Genomic DNA, 15,419 nt, shown 5'->3' on the forward strand with positions numbered 1-15,419 from the left:
CCGCCTCACCCGCAGACCACCCCGCATCAGGCACCGCAGGCGCCGACCGCGCCAACGCCACCAACCCCTCCAGATCGCACCCCGCAGCCACCTGCGCCGCCATCGCCGCGACAGCGGCCACCGCATCGGACCGCCGCTCCGCCACCGGCACCAGCCCCAGATGCCGCGACGGCACGGAAACCCCCTCCGCCCGCCGCAAGGCACCGAGCACCGGCACCCCCGACTCCTCCAGCGCCTCCCGCAGCAGCGCCTCGTGCCGGTCGGACCCCACCTTGTTCAGGATCACCCCGCCGATCCGCACCTCCGTGTCCCAGGACGCGAAGCCGTGCACCAGCGCCGCCACCGACCGGGACTGCGAGGACGCGTCCACGACCAGCACCACCGGCGCCCGCAGCAGCTTCGCCACATGCGCGGTGGACGCCAGCTCGCCGAGCCCCGAGGCACCGTCGTACAGCCCCATCACGCCCTCGACGACCGCCAGCCCGCACCCCCGCGCCCCGTGTGCGAAGAGCGGCGCGATCAGCTCGGGCCCGCACATGTACGCGTCGAGGTTGCGCCCCGGCCGCCCCGTCGCCAGCGTGTGGAAGCCGGGGTCGATGTAGTCGGGGCCCACCTTGTGCCCGGACACGGCGAGCCCCCGCGCGGCGAACGCGGCCATCAGCCCCGTCGCGACGGTGGTCTTGCCGCTGCCCGAGGAGGGCGCGGCGACGACCAGGCGGGGGATGTTCACCACTCGATGCCCCTCTGGCCCTTCTGCCCGGCGTCCATCGGGTGCTTGACCTTCGACATGTCGGTCACCAGGTCCGCCGCGTCCAGCAGTGCGGCGGGCGCGTTGCGGCCGGTGATCACCACGTGCTGCGTACCGGGGCGGTCGCGCAGCACCGAGACGACCTCGCCGGTGTCGATCCAGCCCCAGTGCAGCGGGTAGGCGAACTCGTCCAGCACGTACAGCCGGTACGTCTCGGCGGCCAGGTCGCGCTTGACCTGCTCCCAGCCCTCACGGGCCTTCGCCTCGTTGTCCGTCTGGTCGTCGCGCTGGACCCAGGACCAGCCCTCACCCATCTTGTGCCAGGCGACCGGCCCGCCCTCGCCGCTCGCGCCGAGGACCTTCAGGGCGTTCTCCTCGCCGACCTTCCACTTCGCCGACTTCACGAACTGGAAGACCCCGATGGGCCACCCCTGATTCCAGGCGCGCAGCGCGAGCCCGAAGGCCGCCGTCGACTTCCCCTTGCCGATGCCGGTGTGCACCATCAGCAGCGGACGGTTGCGCCGCTGCCGGGTGGTGAGTCCGTCGTCCGGCACGCTCTCCGGCTGTCCCTGCGGCATTACGCGGCCCTCCTGTCGCTGTGCCCGGGACCCGCGCCCCGGACGTCCTTGACCAGCCCGGCGATCGATTCGGCGCGCAGCTCGTCGAGCGTGACGGCGGTGCCGCCCAGATTGCGCGCGAGTTCCGCCCCGAGCCCCAGCCGTACCGGCCCCGTCTCGCAGTCCACGACGACCGACGCGATGCCCTCGGCCGCGTGCAGCCGGGCGGCCCGCGCGGCCAGCGCCACCGGGTCGGGCCCGCCGGTCGCCCGCCCGTCCGTCACCACGACCAGCAGCGCCCGGCGGGACGGATCGCGCAGCCGCTCCACCCGCAGCACGTCATGGGCCTTGAGCAGCCCGGCCGCCACCGGGGTGCGCCCGCCGGTCGGCAGCGACTCCAGCCGGGCCGCCGCCGCGTCCACCGACGAGGTCGGCGGCAGCGCCAGCTCCGCGTCCCGGCCCCGGAAGGTGATCAGCCCGACCTTGTCGCGCCGCTGGTAGGCGTCCATCAGCAGGGACAGGACCGCGCCCTTCACGGCACCCATGCGCTGCCGGGCCGCCATCGAACCGGAGGCGTCCACGACGAACAGCACGAGGTTGCCCTCGCGCCCCTCACGCGTCGCCTGACGCAGATCGTCCCGCCGCACCACCAGACCCCGCCCGGACCGGCCCCGCGCCCGCTGGTGCGGGGCGGCGGCCAGGACGGTCGCGGCCAGGTGCAGCTTGGTCAGCGCGCCCTCGGGCCGCCGCGAACCCGTCGTCCGCCCGTGTTCGGTACGCGCCCGGGACCGCCGTCCCGCCGCGCCCTCGCCGAGACCGGGCACGCTCAGCATCTTCGTACGGAACGGCTCCCCGGCCCGTACGGGCTGCTGCTCGCCGCCCTGCCCCGGCACGGGCGCACCCGGCCCGGACTGCTCCGAGCCGCCCCGGCCGGGCGTGTCGTCGGCGCCGTCGGCCCCCGGGGGCGGTGTGTCGGGCCCGCCCCCCTGCGGCAGCCCGCCACCACCGCCACCGTCACCGCCGTCACCGGGCCCGTCCGGCTCCGGATCGTCGTCCCCGCCGCCGTTCTGCTCCAGCGTGTCGTCGAGCTTGTCCTCGTCGAGCCCCGGCGCGTCGAAGGGGTTGCGCCGGCGCCGGTGGGGGAGCGCGAGCAGCGCCGCCTGCCGGACGTCCTCGGCCAGTACGTCGGTACGCCCCGCCCACGCGGCCAGCGCGGTGGCGGTCCTCGCCATCACGATGTCGGCGCGCATCCCGTCGACCTCGAAGGCCGCGCAGGTCGCCGCGATCTGCCGCAACGCCAGGTCCCCGAGCCGCACTCCGGGCAGCAGCGCCCGCGCGGCCGCGATCCGGTCCCGCAGCTCCGCTTCCTCGTCGGCCCAGCGCGCCGCGAACGCGGCCGGATCGTCCTCGTACGCCAGCCGTCGCCGTACGACCTCCACCCGCTGGTCCGTCTCCCGGGAGGCCGCGACCTCCACGGTCAGCCCGAACCGGTCGAGCAACTGGGGCCGCAGCTCGCCCTCTTCGGGGTTCATCGTCCCGACGAGCAGGAACCGCGCCGCATGCCGTACGGAGACGCCCTCGCGCTCGACGTACGAGGCGCCCATGGCCGCCGCGTCGAGCAGCAGGTCCACCAAGTGGTCGTGGAGGAGGTTGACCTCGTCCACGTACAGGATTCCGCGGTGCGCGTCCGCGAGCAGCCCCGGCTCGAAGGCCTTCACGCCCTCCGCGAGGGCCCGTTCGATGTCGAGCGCACCGACGAGCCGGTCCTCGGACGCGCCGACGGGCAGCTCCACGGTCCGCGCCGCCCGCGACACGCCGGAGGCGTCCTCGTGCGGGCCGTCCGGACACGCCGGATCGGGCGCGGCGGGGGCGCACGAGAACCGGCACCCCGGCACGACGGAGACCTCCGGCATCAGCGCGGCCAGCGCACGCACGGCGGTCGACTTGGCGGTGCCCTTCTCACCCCGGACCAGAACCCCGCCCACGGCCGGGCTGACCGCGTTGAGCAGCAGCCCGAGCCGCAGGTCGTCCTGGCCGACGATGGCGGTGAAGGGATAAGGCGTACTCACAGGGCCTCCTTGACGGGCATGGCGGGCGCTCCCGGCGGGATGAACGGCAGTCCGGACGGCGCGCCCGACTCGATGAGCCGCCACAGCGCGTCGGTGTCCGCGTGCTCCTCGATCAGGTCGCCGAGGCGGTCGAGCTGCTCCTCGCGCAGCGCGGCGAAACAGGTGCCGGGGGCGGACACGAAGCGGCGGCCCGTGATGCGGGCGACCTCGGTCAGGAACCGGCGGCGGAACGCGTCGCTCTCCAGCGAACCGTGCCAGTGGGTGCCCCAGACGGAACCGGACCGGCAGCCGTCCAGCGGTGTGCCCCGCCCGTCCGTCAGGAACGGTTCGCCGCCGCGCACATCCGCGACGCCGTGATGGATCTCGTACCCCTCGACGGGCGCGCCGAGCGCCTCGCCGGCCGGCCGGGCGAGGGTCTTCTCGCGGTCGAAGCGCACGCGTACGGGCAGCAGCCCGAGCGCGTCGACCCGCCCGGCGCGCGACTCGACCTCGTCCTCGATGTGTTCGCCCAGGACCTGGTAGCCGCCGCAGATGCCGAGCACCGGCCGGCCCTCCGCCGCGCGCCGTCGCAGCGCGTCGGCGAGCCCGCGTTCGCGCAGCCAGGCGAGCGCCTTCACGGTGCCCCGGGTGCCGGGCACGATGACGAGGTCCGCGTCGGCCAGTTCCTCGGCCCGGTCCACGAAGCGGACGACGACGCCGGGTTCGGCGGCCAGCGCGTCCACGTCGGTGAAGTTGGACATCAGCGGCACCGCGCACACGGCGACGCGCAGGACGTCCTCGCCGTGCGGCGGAGCGACCGCCGACTCCCGTACGGTGCCGCGCAGCGACACCCGCAGGCCGTCCTCCTCGTCGATGCCGAGCCCGTGCGCGAAGGGCAGCACCCCGTAGGTGGGGCGGCCCGTCAGATCGCGGAGCATGTCGAGCCCCGGCTCCAGCAGCGAGACATCGCCCCGGAACTTGTTGACCAGGTACCCCGCGATCAGCTCCTGGTCCTCGGGCGCGAGCAGCGCCGTCGTGCCGAAGAACGAGGCGAAGACCCCGCCCCGGTCGATGTCCCCGACCACGACCACGGGGAAGCGCGCGGCACGGGCGATGCCCATGTTCACGATGTCCGTGCGCCGCAGGTTGATCTCGGCCGGACTGCCCGCCCCCTCGCAGATCACCGCGTCATACGTGCCCCGCAACTGCTCCAGGCAGTCCGTGACGGTGGACAGCAGCTGTTCCTGCCGCCCGCCGTGGTAGCCGCGGGCGCTCATCTCGCCGACCGGCCGCCCCATCAGGACGACCTGGCTGGAGCGGTCACCGCCGGGCTTGAGCAGCACCGGGTTCATCAGGGCGGTCGGCTCGACGCGGGCGGCCTGGGCCTGCATCGCCTGGGCGCGGCCGATCTCGGCGCCCTCGCGGGTGACGAAGGAGTTCAGCGACATGTTCTGCGCCTTGAACGGGGCTACCTTCACCCCCCGGCGTACGAGCCAGCGGCAGATGCCCGCGGTGACGACGCTCTTGCCCGCGTCCGAGGTGGTCCCGGCGACCAGCAGTCCGCCGCTCATATCGCTCTCCGTCCGGAAGTACGGGGTCCGTGGGATCGTGCGGCCCGGCGCGCGACCGCTGCCGCGCCCAGCCGGGCGGCCACAGTGACGCCCAGGGCGAGCACGCCCACCCGGCGCGAGAGGCGCACGGCTCGCTCGATGTCCCCGGTCTCCACCGCCCGCCCGGCGTCCCCGTTGAGCACGGGCCGGTGTTCGACGCGCCCGCCGTAGGCGAGGGTTCCGCCGAGCCGTACGCCGAGCGCCCCGGCGAACGCGGCCTCCACCGGGCCCGCGTTGGGACTCGGGTGCTTCGCGGCGTCCGCCCGCCAGGCCCGTACCGCCTCCCGGGGCCGGCCCCCGGCGGTCACGGCGAGCAGGGCGGTCAGCCGGGCGCCCGGCCAGCCCGCGAGGTCGTCGAGCCGGGCGGAGGCCCAGCCGTACCGCCGGTAGCGGGGCGACTTGTGGCCGACCATCGCGTCGAGCGTGTTGGCGGCGCGGAAGCCGACGAGCCCGGGGACACCGGCGAGGGCGCCCCACACCAGGGCGCCGACCACGGCGTCCGAGGTGTTCTCGGCGACGGACTCGACGACGGCGCGGGCGATCCCGGGAGCGTCCAGCGCCTGCGGGTCGCGCCCGCACAGGTGCGGCAGCCGCTCCCGGGCCAGTTCGACGTCCCCGGCGGCGAGCGCCCCCCCGATGGCGCGGGCCTCGCGCCCCAGCGATGTACCGCCGACGACGGACCAGGTGGCGGCGGCGGTCAGGGCCGCGGACGCGGCGGGGTGGCGGCGCAGAGCGCGGGCGGCCAGCGCGGCGGACCCGGCGGCGCCGCCGGCGCAGAGCAGGGTGTGCAGGGCGCCCCAGCCGCGGTGGTCGCGCCAGAGCCGGTGTTCGACGGCCGCGGCGGCCCGTCCGAAGGCGGCGACCGGGTGCCCCCTGCGGGGGTCACCGAGCAGCAGGTCGCCGATCAGGCCGGCCGTGGCGCCGTACGCGTAGATGCGGTCGGCACGCACGGTTCAGCCGGCCGAACCGGTGTCCGCCGACAGGGGTGCTGGGGAGGGGGCCGTACGGCAGCCGGGCATGGCGACATGTCCTCACTCAGGGTCCGCGCCCTGGTTCGACGTGACGGCGACAAGAGTCTCCTGGCTTCCGGATCGGCGGATTCCCCCGGTCTTCCAGCCCGCTCGCGCGAGCCGTGACGTGCGGTGGTGGGGGACCGCTCCCCGGTGACAGTGGCGGGACCGCGCCGGATTCGCACCGGCTTCCTCTGCTGTCGCCGTAATGGCTCCGGCAGTCCACCACGCCCCGCGAACGCCCGTCAACTCGCTGTTGACCTGCGACGGCGCGGTGTGGGCGGACGCACATCGGGCCGGACGCACACGAGGTGCGTCCGGCCCGATGGAGGTGGTCGTGCGTCAGGCGACGATCAGATAGATGCCGTACGCGACGGCCGCCGCGCACAGCCCGAAGCAGACGTACGCCCCGGCGCGGGCCAGCAGGACCGAGCCGCCCGCCGGACCGCCCTGCGCGGCCGGTTCCGGCTGCTTGGAGAGGCCGACGATGCCGAGGGTGAAGAGGCCCACCAGGGCGACGGTGGTGACGAGGGAGACGCCGAAGACGGTGCCCAGAGCTGCCCAGTCGATGTTCATACGGGGTGTCCTTACCGGAGTACCGGGGTCTGTCAGACCGTGGCGGGTCGGGCCGGGTCGGCGGCGACGGGTGCGGTGGGCGCCGGGATGGTGGCGGCGAGGTCGTGGGCCTGGGCCAGGGTGGGCGGCGGGCTCACGGCCGCGATGGCCTGGGTGACGACACCCGCGGGCTCGGCCGGGGCCGCGTCCTCGGAGCCGGGCGCCACATCGTCGTGGCCGACGGGCTTGCGGCGCGAGAGCATCCAGATCGCTCCCGAACCGGCGACCAGCAGCGCCGCGACGACCACGACGCCCCAGGTGCCCTGCTTGGTCAGGAACTCCGCGCCCGCGCCGACCAGACCGGCGGCCGGCAGGGTCAGGCCCCAGGCGACGAACATCCGGGTGGCGGTGGACCAGCGGACCACACCTCCGGAGCGGCCGAGGCCCGCGCCCATCACGGCCCCGGAGCAGGACTGCGTGGTGGACAGGGAGAAGCCGAGGTGCGAGGAGGCCAGGATGACGGTGGCCGCGCTGGTCTGGGCGGCGAAGCCCTGCGGGGGCTTCAGCTCGGTCAGGCCGCTGCCCATGGTGCGGATGATGCGCCAGCCGCCGAGGTACGTGCCGAGCGCGATGGCCAGGCCGGCGCTGACGATGACCCACACCGGCGGGTTGGAGCCGGGGGAGAGGACGCCGCCGGTGACCAGGGCGAGCGTGATGATGCCCATGGTCTTCTGCGCGTCGTTGGTGCCGTGGGCGAGCGAGACGAGACCGGCCGAGGCGATCTGGCCGGCCCGGTAGCCCTTGGCGGTGGCCTTCTCCTGGGCGTCGTTGCGGATCTTCCCGCCGATCCGGTACGTGAGCCGGGTGGCCAGGAGCGCGGCCAGGCCGGCCACGATCGGGGCGGCGACGGCGGGCAGCAGCACCTTGGTGACGACGGTGCCGCCGTTGACCGACGACCAGCCGGCGGACATCACCGCGGCGCCGATGAGGCCGCCGAACAGTGCGTGGGAGGAGCTGGACGGGAGCCCGACCAGCCAGGTCAGAAGATTCCACAGGATGGCGCCGACGAGCGCCGCGAAGATGACCTCGGTTCTGAGGCCGTCCTCGTTGACGATCCCGCCGGAGATCGTCTTGGCGACCTCCACGGACAGGAACGCGCCGACCAGATTGAGAACGGCGGACATCGCGACCGCCGTCTTGGGTTTGAGGGCGCCGGTCGAGATGGTCGTGGCCATCGCGTTGGCGGTGTCGTGGAAACCGTTCGTGAAATCGAACACTAGAGCTGTCACGATCACTATCGCGAGCAGCAGCGTGATGTGTTCCATTTACCCAGGCAATCGTTCGACGTCATTGGCACGTGGAACGTAGGCAACTTGAGTGAACAGAAGATGAACTGAGCAGGGCGTTGCGGTGACCCCTGCCGCGGCGGCCGGGCGGGGCCCGGAAAGGATCTTCGTATGAGTGACCGACAGCACGAGGCGATCGACCGGGGATGGGAGGCGGTCGTCGCCACGGCCCGCCGGACGGCGGCTGAGGGACTGGTCGTCGGAACCTCCGGAAACGTCTCCGTGCGCATCGGCGACACCGTGCTGGTCACCCCCAGCGGAGTCCCGTACGAACGGCTCCGCCCCGAGGACCTGACCGGGGTCGATCCGGAAGGCAACCAGATCCTCGGGAAACTGACCCCCACCAGCGAACTTCCCCTCCATCTCGCCGTCTACCGGAACACCGGGGCGACCGCCGTCGTGCACACCCACGCGGTCCACGCCACCGCCGTCTCCACGCTCGTCACCGAGGTCCCCCCGGTCCACTACGCCGCCGCGATCCTGGGCGGCACCGTCCGGGTCGCCCCCTACGCCCGGTACGGCACCCCCGAACTCGCCGCGAACATGCTCGCCGCCCTCCGCGACCGCACCGGCTGCCTGCTCGCCAACCACGGCACCGTCACCTACGGGACCACCCTCGACGAGGCGTACGACCGCACCGCCCAACTCGAATGGCTCTGCCAGGTCTGGCTCGCCGCGAGCTCCGTGCCCGGACGCAGCCCGTCCCTGCTCACGGAGGACCAGCTGGGCGAGGTGGGCGAGGCCCTGAAGGGATACGGGCAGCGCTGAGGCGGTCCGTACGGGGCCCGGACCGGCCCGTACGGCCCCGCCCACTGGCATCGCGCCACCCGCACCCCGACACTGAGGGTGTGCGCCCGGTAACAGCGACGGCAGCGGCCGTCACCACACTCATCGGCGCCGGTGCGGCAGCGGTCGCGGCCGGCCGGATCGCCGGCGACGTCGCCCTGAAGACGCCGCCCGGACGTCCGCTCCCCGCCGACCGCGAACTCACCGTCCACGCGACGGCCGCCGGACAGGTCACCCTGACCCGGTCCCTCACCTCACTGCGCCCCGGTACCTACGGGCTGACGGGCAAGAACGTCCACGCCGTCGTCGGCCCCGTGCTCGACCGGGCCCACCAGGCCGCCGACACCGTCGTACGCCGGCTGGAGCGCGTCGAGCACGGCATCCTGGCCCCCGGTGACAAGGTCCGCCTCACGCCCCAGGTGTACAGCGGCGACCCCGGCAGCGCGCTCGGTCTCGCCTTCCGCGAGGTGGAGATCCCCGGCGAACTCGGCGCACTGCCCGCCTGGCTCGTCCCCGCGCCCCGTTCCACCTGGGTCATCACCGTGCACGGCATCGGCGCGACCCGCGAGCACCCGCTGAACCTCCTCGGCTTCCTGCACGGCCAGCAGCTGCCCGTGCTCGACCTCGCCTACCGGGGCGACCCGGGCGCCCCCCGCTCCCCGGACGGGCTCGGCCACCTCGGCGAGTCCGAGTGGCGCGACCTGGACGCCGCCATCCGCTTCGCCGTCCGGGGCGGCGCCGAGCAGGTCATCCTGTACGGCTGGTCCACCGGCGCGTCCATGGCCCTGCACGCCTGCGCCGGCTCCGCGCTCCGCGACCGGATCTCCGGCCTCGTCCTCGACTCCCCGGTGCTGGACTGGACCGACACCCTGCGCGGCCTGGCCGCCGCGCGCGGCGTCCCCGCCGCACTGCTGCCGCTGGCCGTGCGCGCCGCCCAGGGCCAGACCGGGCTGCACGGCACGGGGCTCCTCGACACCTCGCTGCCGGTGAGCCTGCACATCCCGACGCTGATCTTCCACGGCCCCGACGACACCCTGGCACCCTGGTCGCACTCCCGCCGGCTCGCCGCGACCCGCCCCGACGTCGTCTCCCTGCACACCGTGGACCGGGCTCCGCATGCGGCGATGTGGAACGCCGACCCGGCCCGCTACGAGGAGACCCTGCGCCGCTTTCTCACGCCCCTGATGTGAGGTGATGCGCCGGTTCGGCCGATTGGTCCTGGCCGGCACAGGGGCCCGCGGACACCGGTGACCCGGGTTCCGTTTGGGCTTTCGGGCCGTCAGGGGCAAGACTGCTCCCCGTGACGTCCCGTACCCCGCGCGACTCCAGGCTGCGACTTGTCCGCCCGCGATCCCTCACCACCGCTCGCAAGGCCGTGACGACCCGGCGCACGCGGCCCGCGCCGCGCCCCCCGGAGGGCACCCCGCCCCGGGCCGAACTGGCCCGCCAGGCCAGGAAGGTGCTCGCCGACGCCGTACGGATCGCCCACTGGGCGGCCGACGGGGCGACCCCCGGCACCCCGCCGCTGGCGGCACAGGCCCTCGAACACGCCGCCGCCGCGCTGGAACTGTCCCCGGCGCAGGTGCGCTCCGGCTGGGACCGGGCCCGCCTCGCCGGCCTGGTCGAGCTGCACGGCGACACCGCGCGGCCCGGCTGGCGGCTGCGCGCCTGGGACCGGGACGACTCCGCGGTGCTCCGCGGCTGGGTGGCGCTCTTCGACGCGTGGTCGCTCGTCCACCCCGCGCCCCTGGACGTCGAGTCCACCGCCGTCGCCGAGGCCGTCGAGGCCGTCCCTCAGGTCCTCTCGCTGCTCCAGCTCTCGGCGGGCCCGGTCACCGTGCCCGCCCTGCTCGACCTCCTCGGCCAGCGGGTCGCGGAACTCCACGAGGAGCGCTGCGAGGTGCCGTACGGCCCCGAGCCGCTGCCCGCCCCCGCCGAGCCGGCGCCCACCGCCCACTCCCCGGCGCTCGTCGCGCTGCTGCTGGACTGGGCGTTGGAGGGCCTGGCCGCCGTCGGCGCGCTCACCCTCGGCGCCGGTCAGGCCACCCTGACGCCGCTCGGCAACTGGGCGGTCTGGGTCAAGCTGGAGCAGATCTGCGTCGCCGCCCAGAGCCCGGCCGGCAACATCGAGCAGGCAGCCGCCGACATGCTCCTGGGCTGTGCCCGCCTCACCCCCGGACCGGCCCGCGCCGAATACCGCGCCTGGCTGGCCGCCCGCCCCGTCGGCAGCGCCGTCGCCGAACTCCTCGACGTGGCCCGGGGCGAGGACGCGCTGCTGCGCGGGCTGGCCTTCGAGGCCCTGCGCGTCGTCGGCGCGCCCGCCGAGCCCGAGGTACGGGCCGTCCTCACCGACCCGTCCCTGCGGCCCTACGCGCTGCTGTGGCTCGCGGAGTACGACGGTACGGACCCCGAGGACGCGCAGGAGGTCCTCAGCCGCGAGGAGGCCACGTGGCTCTGGGTCGACACGGCGGCGGCGGTCGCGGACCACGGCGAGACGGGCCTCCTGGTCCGGCACCTCGACTCCGCGGTCCAGGGCACCGTCCCCGCCCTCCTCGACGAGGTCCGGGCCGTCGGCCACCCCCGTACGGTCCAGGTCCTGGTCGCCCTGGCGGCGGCCCACCCGGACCCGGCCCTGGCCAAGGCGGTCCGCAAGGCGGCGTTCCAGGTCCACACGGGCGGCTCCTGACGGGGTCGCTGCCCCCGGACCCCCGCTCCTCAATCGCCGGAGGGGCTGGATTTTCGCTCCTGCCGCAGACACCCGTGCCGCCGGGGCCGGGACGGCCTCCCGGCCCCGCGCTTCCAGCCCCGCCGGCGTTTGAGGCGCGGGGCCCGGGGCGGAGCCCCGCAACCCCAGCCCCGCCGGCGTTCGAGGCGCGGGGCCCGGGGCAGCGCCCCGGTTCCGGGAAGGGGCGGGCAGGGGAGCAGGCCCGCCGCAGGCGCCCCGCCGCGCCCCGCTTCAGCCCGCCGCCCCCGGCGCATACGTGCCGAAGCTCCACACATTCCCCTCCCCGTCCCGCGCCATGTAGTCCCGCGACCCGTACGACTGATCCGTGGGCGGCATCAAGATCTCCACCCCGTGCTCGACGGCCCGCGCATAGTGCGCGTCGACCTCACCCACCACCACATAGACCCCGGCCGGCCCCCTCCCGCCCCCGCGACCCCAGCATCACCCTGCCGTTGCCGCAGGACAGCTCCGCGTGCACCACCGAGCCGTCCTCCGCCTCGTACACCGCTTCCTTCGTGAAGCCGAGGCCCTCCGTCAGCGTCCTGATCGCGGCCTTCGCGTCGTCGTAGAGGATCGTCGGGTACACCGTCGCCACACCCGTCTCCGCCATCGCGCTCAGCCCCTTCGTACGGCACATGTGATCCAGGTCTCAGTCTGGCACCGCCCACCGACAACGTCCCGGCGGACGTCAGCGGAACGTGTCGCAGTCGTCCATGTCCCCGCCGCGGAACCCCGTGGTGAACCACTCCTGGCGCTGCGCCGCCGACCCGTGCGTCCAGGACTCGGGCGTGACCCGGCCCTGGAACTTCTCCTGGATGCGGTCGTCCCCGACCGACGCCGCCGCGTCCAGGCCGTCCCGGATGTCCGCCCGGGTGACCTCGGTGATCAGCGGCCGTCCGGTCGACTCGTCGGGCGTGGTGGTCGCGTGGTGCGCCCAGACCCCGGCGTAGCAGTCCGCCTGGAGTTCCACCTTCACCGCGTTGCTGTTCTCGCCGGTCCGCCCGTCCTGGGTCCGGCCCAGCGTCCCCATCTGGTTCTGCACGTGGTGCCCGTACTCGTGCGCGACGACGTACGCCTGGGCGAACGGCCCGCCGCTCGATCCGAACTTCGTCCGCAGCTCGTCGAAGAACCCCAGGTCCAGGTAGACCTGCCGGTCACCGGGGCAGTAGAACGGCCCCACGGCCGAGGTCGCGGAGCCGCAGGCCGTACTGATCCGGTCGGTGAACAGCACCGTGCGCGCCGTGGCGTACCGCGCGTCGCGGCGGGTGAACTCCTGGTCCCAGTAGTCCTGCACGCTGTTGACCACCGCGACGATCCGGCAGTCGTCCTTGGTGTTGGCGTCCCGCCCGGTCCGGCACTCCTGCTGGACCTGCGCCGCCGAGGACGCGGTCGCGCCCGGGTCCGAGTCGCCGGACGAGAGCCCGAGCTGATCGGGGCCGACCCCGAAGAGCAGTCCCAGGATCAGCGCGATGACACCGGCGATGCCGCCGCCCACCGTGGCCCGGCCGCCCGGGATCCGGCTGCCGCGTACGTCCCTGACCTCCGACGTGTCCAGATCGGCGTCGTCGTCGAACTGCATCGCACCACCCTCCGCCACGAACGGTCACCGCTTGTCCCCTTCGCCGAGTATCCGGTAGTTCGTCCGGTCATGCCCGGCTTCAGGCGAGAGGGGAGCCGGGTGGAGCACGCGGAAAAGTCGTTGGACACCGCCAGTAGACTGGTTCCCATGGCAGTCCTCCTTGTGCGTGTGCGTGAGTAACGGCGTCGAGTCGTCCCCGCCTGCCGTTCCTCCGCCGTCCATTCCGCCCTGGAGTACTTCCCCGTGATCACCGCCTCCGGCATCGAGCTGCGCGCCGGCGCCCGTCTGCTCATCGAATCCGCCAGCTTCCGCATCGCCAAGGGCGACCGCATCGGCCTCGTCGGCCGCAACGGAGCCGGTAAGACCACCCTCACCAAGTGCCTCGCGGGCGAGGGCACCCCCGCGGCCGGGACCATCACCCGCTCCGGCGAGGTGGGCTATCTCCCGCAGGACCCGCGCACCGGCGACCTCGACGTCCTGGCCAGGGACCGGGTCCTGTCCGCCCGCGGCCTCGACGAGATCCTGCGCAGGATGCGGGAGAACGAGGACCGGATGGCGAACGGCAAGGGCGCCACCCGCGAGAAGGCGATGAAGAAGTACGAGCGCCTGGAGACGGAGTTCCTCACCAAGGGCGGGTACGCCGCCGAGGCCGAGGCCGCCACCATCGCCGCCGCGCTCAGCCTGCCCGACCGGGTGCTCGGCCAGCCGCTGCACACCCTCTCCGGCGGTCAGCGCCGCCGCGTCGAGCTGGCCCGCATCCTCTTCTCGGACGCCGACACGCTGCTCCTCGACGAGCCCACCAACCACCTGGACGCGGACTCCATCGTCTGGCTGCGCGACTACCTGAAGACCTACCGCGGCGGATTCGTCGTGATCTCCCACGACGTGGAACTCGTCGAGACGGTCGTCAACAAGGTCTTCTACCTCGACGCCAACCGCTCGCAGATCGATGTCTACAACATGGGCTGGAAGCTCTACCAGCAGCAGCGCGAGGCCGACGAGAAGCGCCGCAAGCGCGAGCGCCAGAACGCCGAGAAGAAGGCGGCGGCCCTCAACGCGCAGGCCGACAAGATGCGCGCCAAGGCCACCAAGACCGTCGCCGCGCAGAACATGGCCAAGCGCGCCGACCGCCTGCTGTCCGGCCTCGACGAGGTCCGGGTCGCCGACAAGGTCGCCAAGCTGCGCTTCCCCGACCCCTCGCCGTGCGGCAAGACGCCCCTGATGGCGGAGGGGCTGTCGAAGTCCTACGGCTCCCTGGAGATCTTCACCGACGTCGACCTCGCCATCGACAAGGGCTCCCGCGTGGTCATCCTCGGCCTCAACGGCGCCGGCAAGACGACGCTGCTGCGGCTCCTCGGCGGCGCCGAGCAGCCCGACACCGGCCGGATCGTCGAGGGCCACGGTCTCAAGCTGGGCTACTACGCCCAGGAGCACGAGACCCTGGACCCCGACCGCACGGTCCTGGAGAACATGCGCTCCGCCGCGCCCGACCTCGACCTCGTCGCGGTCCGCAAGACGCTCGGTTCGTTCCTGTTCTCCGGGGACGACGTGGACAAGCCCGCCGGGGTGCTCTCCGGCGGCGAGAAGACCCGTCTCGCCCTGGCGACGCTGGTCGTCTCCTCCGCCAACGTGCTCCTGCTCGACGAGCCCACCAACAACCTCGACCCGGCCAGCCGCGAGGAGATCCTCGGCGCGCTGCGTACGTACAAGGGCGCGGTCGTCCTCGTCACGCACGACGAGGGCGCGGTCGAGGCCCTGCAGCCGGAGCGGATCATCCTGCTCCCGGACGGGATCGAGGACCTGTGGGGTGCGGACTACCGGGACCTGGTCGCGCTGGCCTGATCACCCCGCACTGGATCATTCGGCCTATCCGGGATCCGTCATCTGTGTGAGTGCGTCTCGTACCTCGGCGCGGCGCCCGGCGGACAGCTGCCGGGCGCACCTCTTTCGGCCGTCCTTCCCGTGCGGGCCCTGACCTGGACGTTCCTCCCGAGGTGCCCGTCGGCTGCCCGGCGCACCTGCTGGAATGAGGCATTCCGGTCGCGTCGGCGCACTCCCGGGGCGTGAATCCGGTCGCACGGACCTTGCCGAATGGGTGGCCAGGAAGCGCGTGAGGGGTGATCATGAGAGTCCAGAGCGCACTTCCCATGAGGAGGCACGGGTGGCCGAGACTCTGAAGAAGGGCAGCCGGGTGACCGGCGCCGCGCGCGACAAGCTCGCGGCAGACCTGAAGAAGAAGTACGACTCCGGTGCGAGCATCCGGGCGCTGGCCGAGGAAACGGGCCGCTCCTACGGATTCGTCCACCGGATGCTCAGCGAATCCGGAGTGACGCTCCGCGGACGCGGCGGCGCCACACGAGGCAAGAAGGCCGCGACGGCCTGACGGCCGGCAGCGGACCGGGGCACGTCAGGGCCCCGGGGGCTCCCCGGTTCCGGGTGCGGCCACCCGGTCGAC

13 protein-coding genes, 1 pseudogene and 1 riboswitch are annotated in these 15,419 nt (G+C 73.8%); of the genes and pseudogenes, 5 read left to right on the forward strand and 9 right to left on the reverse strand.

Features of this window, described 5'->3' with window-relative positions:
* From EAO73_RS21280 to EAO73_RS21310, 7 genes are all read right to left on the reverse strand, one after another.
* Positions 1–733: cobyrinate a,c-diamide synthase (locus tag EAO73_RS21280; RefSeq protein ID WP_147973579.1), on the reverse strand; the 733-nt coding region annotated here is incomplete at its 3' end.
* Positions 727–1,326 (reverse strand): cob(I)yrinic acid a,c-diamide adenosyltransferase, encoded by a 600-nt coding sequence (gene cobO, locus EAO73_RS21285; RefSeq protein ID WP_147973074.1) that lies wholly within the window; start codon positions 1,324–1,326, stop codon positions 727–729. The genes EAO73_RS21280 and cobO, both read right to left, overlap by 7 nt.
* Positions 1,326–3,374 carry a putative cobaltochelatase gene (locus tag EAO73_RS21290; RefSeq protein ID WP_147973075.1) on the reverse strand — a complete coding sequence of 683 codons (2,049 nt, stop codon included), beginning with the start codon at positions 3,372–3,374 and terminating at the stop codon, positions 1,326–1,328. The genes cobO and EAO73_RS21290 overlap by 1 nt, the downstream gene beginning before the upstream one ends.
* Positions 3,371–4,924: a cobyric acid synthase gene (locus EAO73_RS21295; protein WP_147973076.1), complete on the reverse strand. Its 1,554-nt coding sequence runs from the start codon at positions 4,922–4,924 to the stop codon at positions 3,371–3,373. Before EAO73_RS21295 ends, EAO73_RS21290 begins: the two co-directional genes overlap by 4 nt.
* Positions 4,921–5,913 carry a cobalamin biosynthesis protein gene (locus EAO73_RS21300; RefSeq protein ID WP_147973077.1) on the reverse strand — a complete coding sequence of 331 codons (993 nt, stop codon included), beginning with the start codon at positions 5,911–5,913 and terminating at the stop codon, positions 4,921–4,923. Before EAO73_RS21300 ends, EAO73_RS21295 begins: the two co-directional genes overlap by 4 nt.
* 122 nt (positions 5,914–6,035) lie before the next feature.
* A riboswitch (cobalamin riboswitch) is annotated at positions 6,036–6,169 on the reverse strand.
* Positions 6,170–6,315: 146 nt separating this feature from the next.
* Positions 6,316–6,549 (reverse strand): hypothetical protein, encoded by a 234-nt coding sequence (locus EAO73_RS21305; protein ID WP_132902368.1) that lies wholly within the window; start codon positions 6,547–6,549, stop codon positions 6,316–6,318.
* Between the two features lie 32 nt (positions 6,550–6,581).
* Complete coding sequence (locus EAO73_RS21310; RefSeq protein ID WP_147973078.1) at positions 6,582–7,853, reverse strand: inorganic phosphate transporter; 1,272 nt, start codon at positions 7,851–7,853, stop codon at positions 6,582–6,584.
* A 132-nt stretch (positions 7,854–7,985) separates the two neighbouring features.
* Between EAO73_RS21310 and EAO73_RS21315 the strand changes: the two genes are divergently transcribed.
* The 3 genes from EAO73_RS21315 to EAO73_RS21325 all read left to right on the forward strand — a co-directional run bounded on the left by EAO73_RS21315 (position 7,986) and on the right by EAO73_RS21325 (position 11,346).
* Positions 7,986–8,642, forward strand: coding sequence for a class II aldolase/adducin family protein (locus EAO73_RS21315; protein ID WP_147973079.1), 657 nt, complete (start codon positions 7,986–7,988; stop codon positions 8,640–8,642).
* An 80-nt stretch (positions 8,643–8,722) separates the two neighbouring features.
* Complete coding sequence (locus tag EAO73_RS21320; protein ID WP_147973080.1) at positions 8,723–9,850, forward strand: alpha/beta hydrolase; 1,128 nt, start codon at positions 8,723–8,725, stop codon at positions 9,848–9,850.
* A 185-nt stretch (positions 9,851–10,035) separates the two neighbouring features.
* On the forward strand, positions 10,036–11,346 hold the full coding sequence (locus tag EAO73_RS21325) for a hypothetical protein (protein ID WP_147973580.1): 1,311 nt from the start codon (positions 10,036–10,038) through the stop codon (positions 11,344–11,346).
* A gap of 270 nt (positions 11,347–11,616) precedes the next feature.
* Here EAO73_RS21325 and EAO73_RS21330 read toward each other — a convergent pair.
* Positions 11,617–11,995 (reverse strand): annotated as a pseudogene (locus tag EAO73_RS21330) (VOC family protein).
* A 78-nt stretch (positions 11,996–12,073) separates the two neighbouring features.
* Positions 12,074–12,964: a neutral zinc metallopeptidase gene (locus EAO73_RS21335; RefSeq protein WP_147973081.1), complete on the reverse strand. Its 891-nt coding sequence runs from the start codon at positions 12,962–12,964 to the stop codon at positions 12,074–12,076.
* A gap of 243 nt (positions 12,965–13,207) precedes the next feature.
* Here EAO73_RS21335 and EAO73_RS21340 point away from each other — a divergent pair, with 243 nt between their 5' ends.
* Positions 13,208–14,806 carry an ABC-F family ATP-binding cassette domain-containing protein gene (locus EAO73_RS21340; protein ID WP_147973082.1) on the forward strand — a complete coding sequence of 533 codons (1,599 nt, stop codon included), beginning with the start codon at positions 13,208–13,210 and terminating at the stop codon, positions 14,804–14,806.
* Positions 14,807–15,125: 319 nt separating this feature from the next.
* Complete coding sequence (locus EAO73_RS21345; protein WP_018518904.1) at positions 15,126–15,347, forward strand: helix-turn-helix domain-containing protein; 222 nt, start codon at positions 15,126–15,128, stop codon at positions 15,345–15,347.
* Positions 15,348–15,419 lie beyond the last annotated feature (72 nt).

Origin of the sequence: Streptomyces sp. col6, assembly GCF_008042035.1 — a bacterium.
Taxonomy (GTDB): domain Bacteria; phylum Actinomycetota; class Actinomycetes; order Streptomycetales; family Streptomycetaceae; genus Streptomyces.

What these genes read in the sequence shown, in the direction of transcription:
- cobO (WP_147973074.1), bottom strand. Translation starts at nt 1,326, where the DNA reads ATGCCGCAGGGACAGCCGGAGAGCGTGCCGGACGACGGACTCACCACC.
- EAO73_RS21295 (WP_147973076.1), bottom strand. Translation starts at nt 4,924, where the DNA reads ATGAGCGGCGGACTGCTGGTCGCCGGGACCACCTCGGACGCGGGCAAG.
- EAO73_RS21305 (WP_132902368.1), bottom strand. Translation starts at nt 6,549, where the DNA reads ATGAACATCGACTGGGCAGCTCTGGGCACCGTCTTCGGCGTCTCCCTC.
- EAO73_RS21310 (WP_147973078.1), bottom strand. Translation starts at nt 7,853, where the DNA reads ATGGAACACATCACGCTGCTGCTCGCGATAGTGATCGTGACAGCTCTA.
- EAO73_RS21315 (WP_147973079.1), top strand. Translation starts at nt 7,986, where the DNA reads ATGAGTGACCGACAGCACGAGGCGATCGACCGGGGATGGGAGGCGGTC.
- EAO73_RS21335 (WP_147973081.1), bottom strand. Translation starts at nt 12,964, where the DNA reads ATGCAGTTCGACGACGACGCCGATCTGGACACGTCGGAGGTCAGGGAC.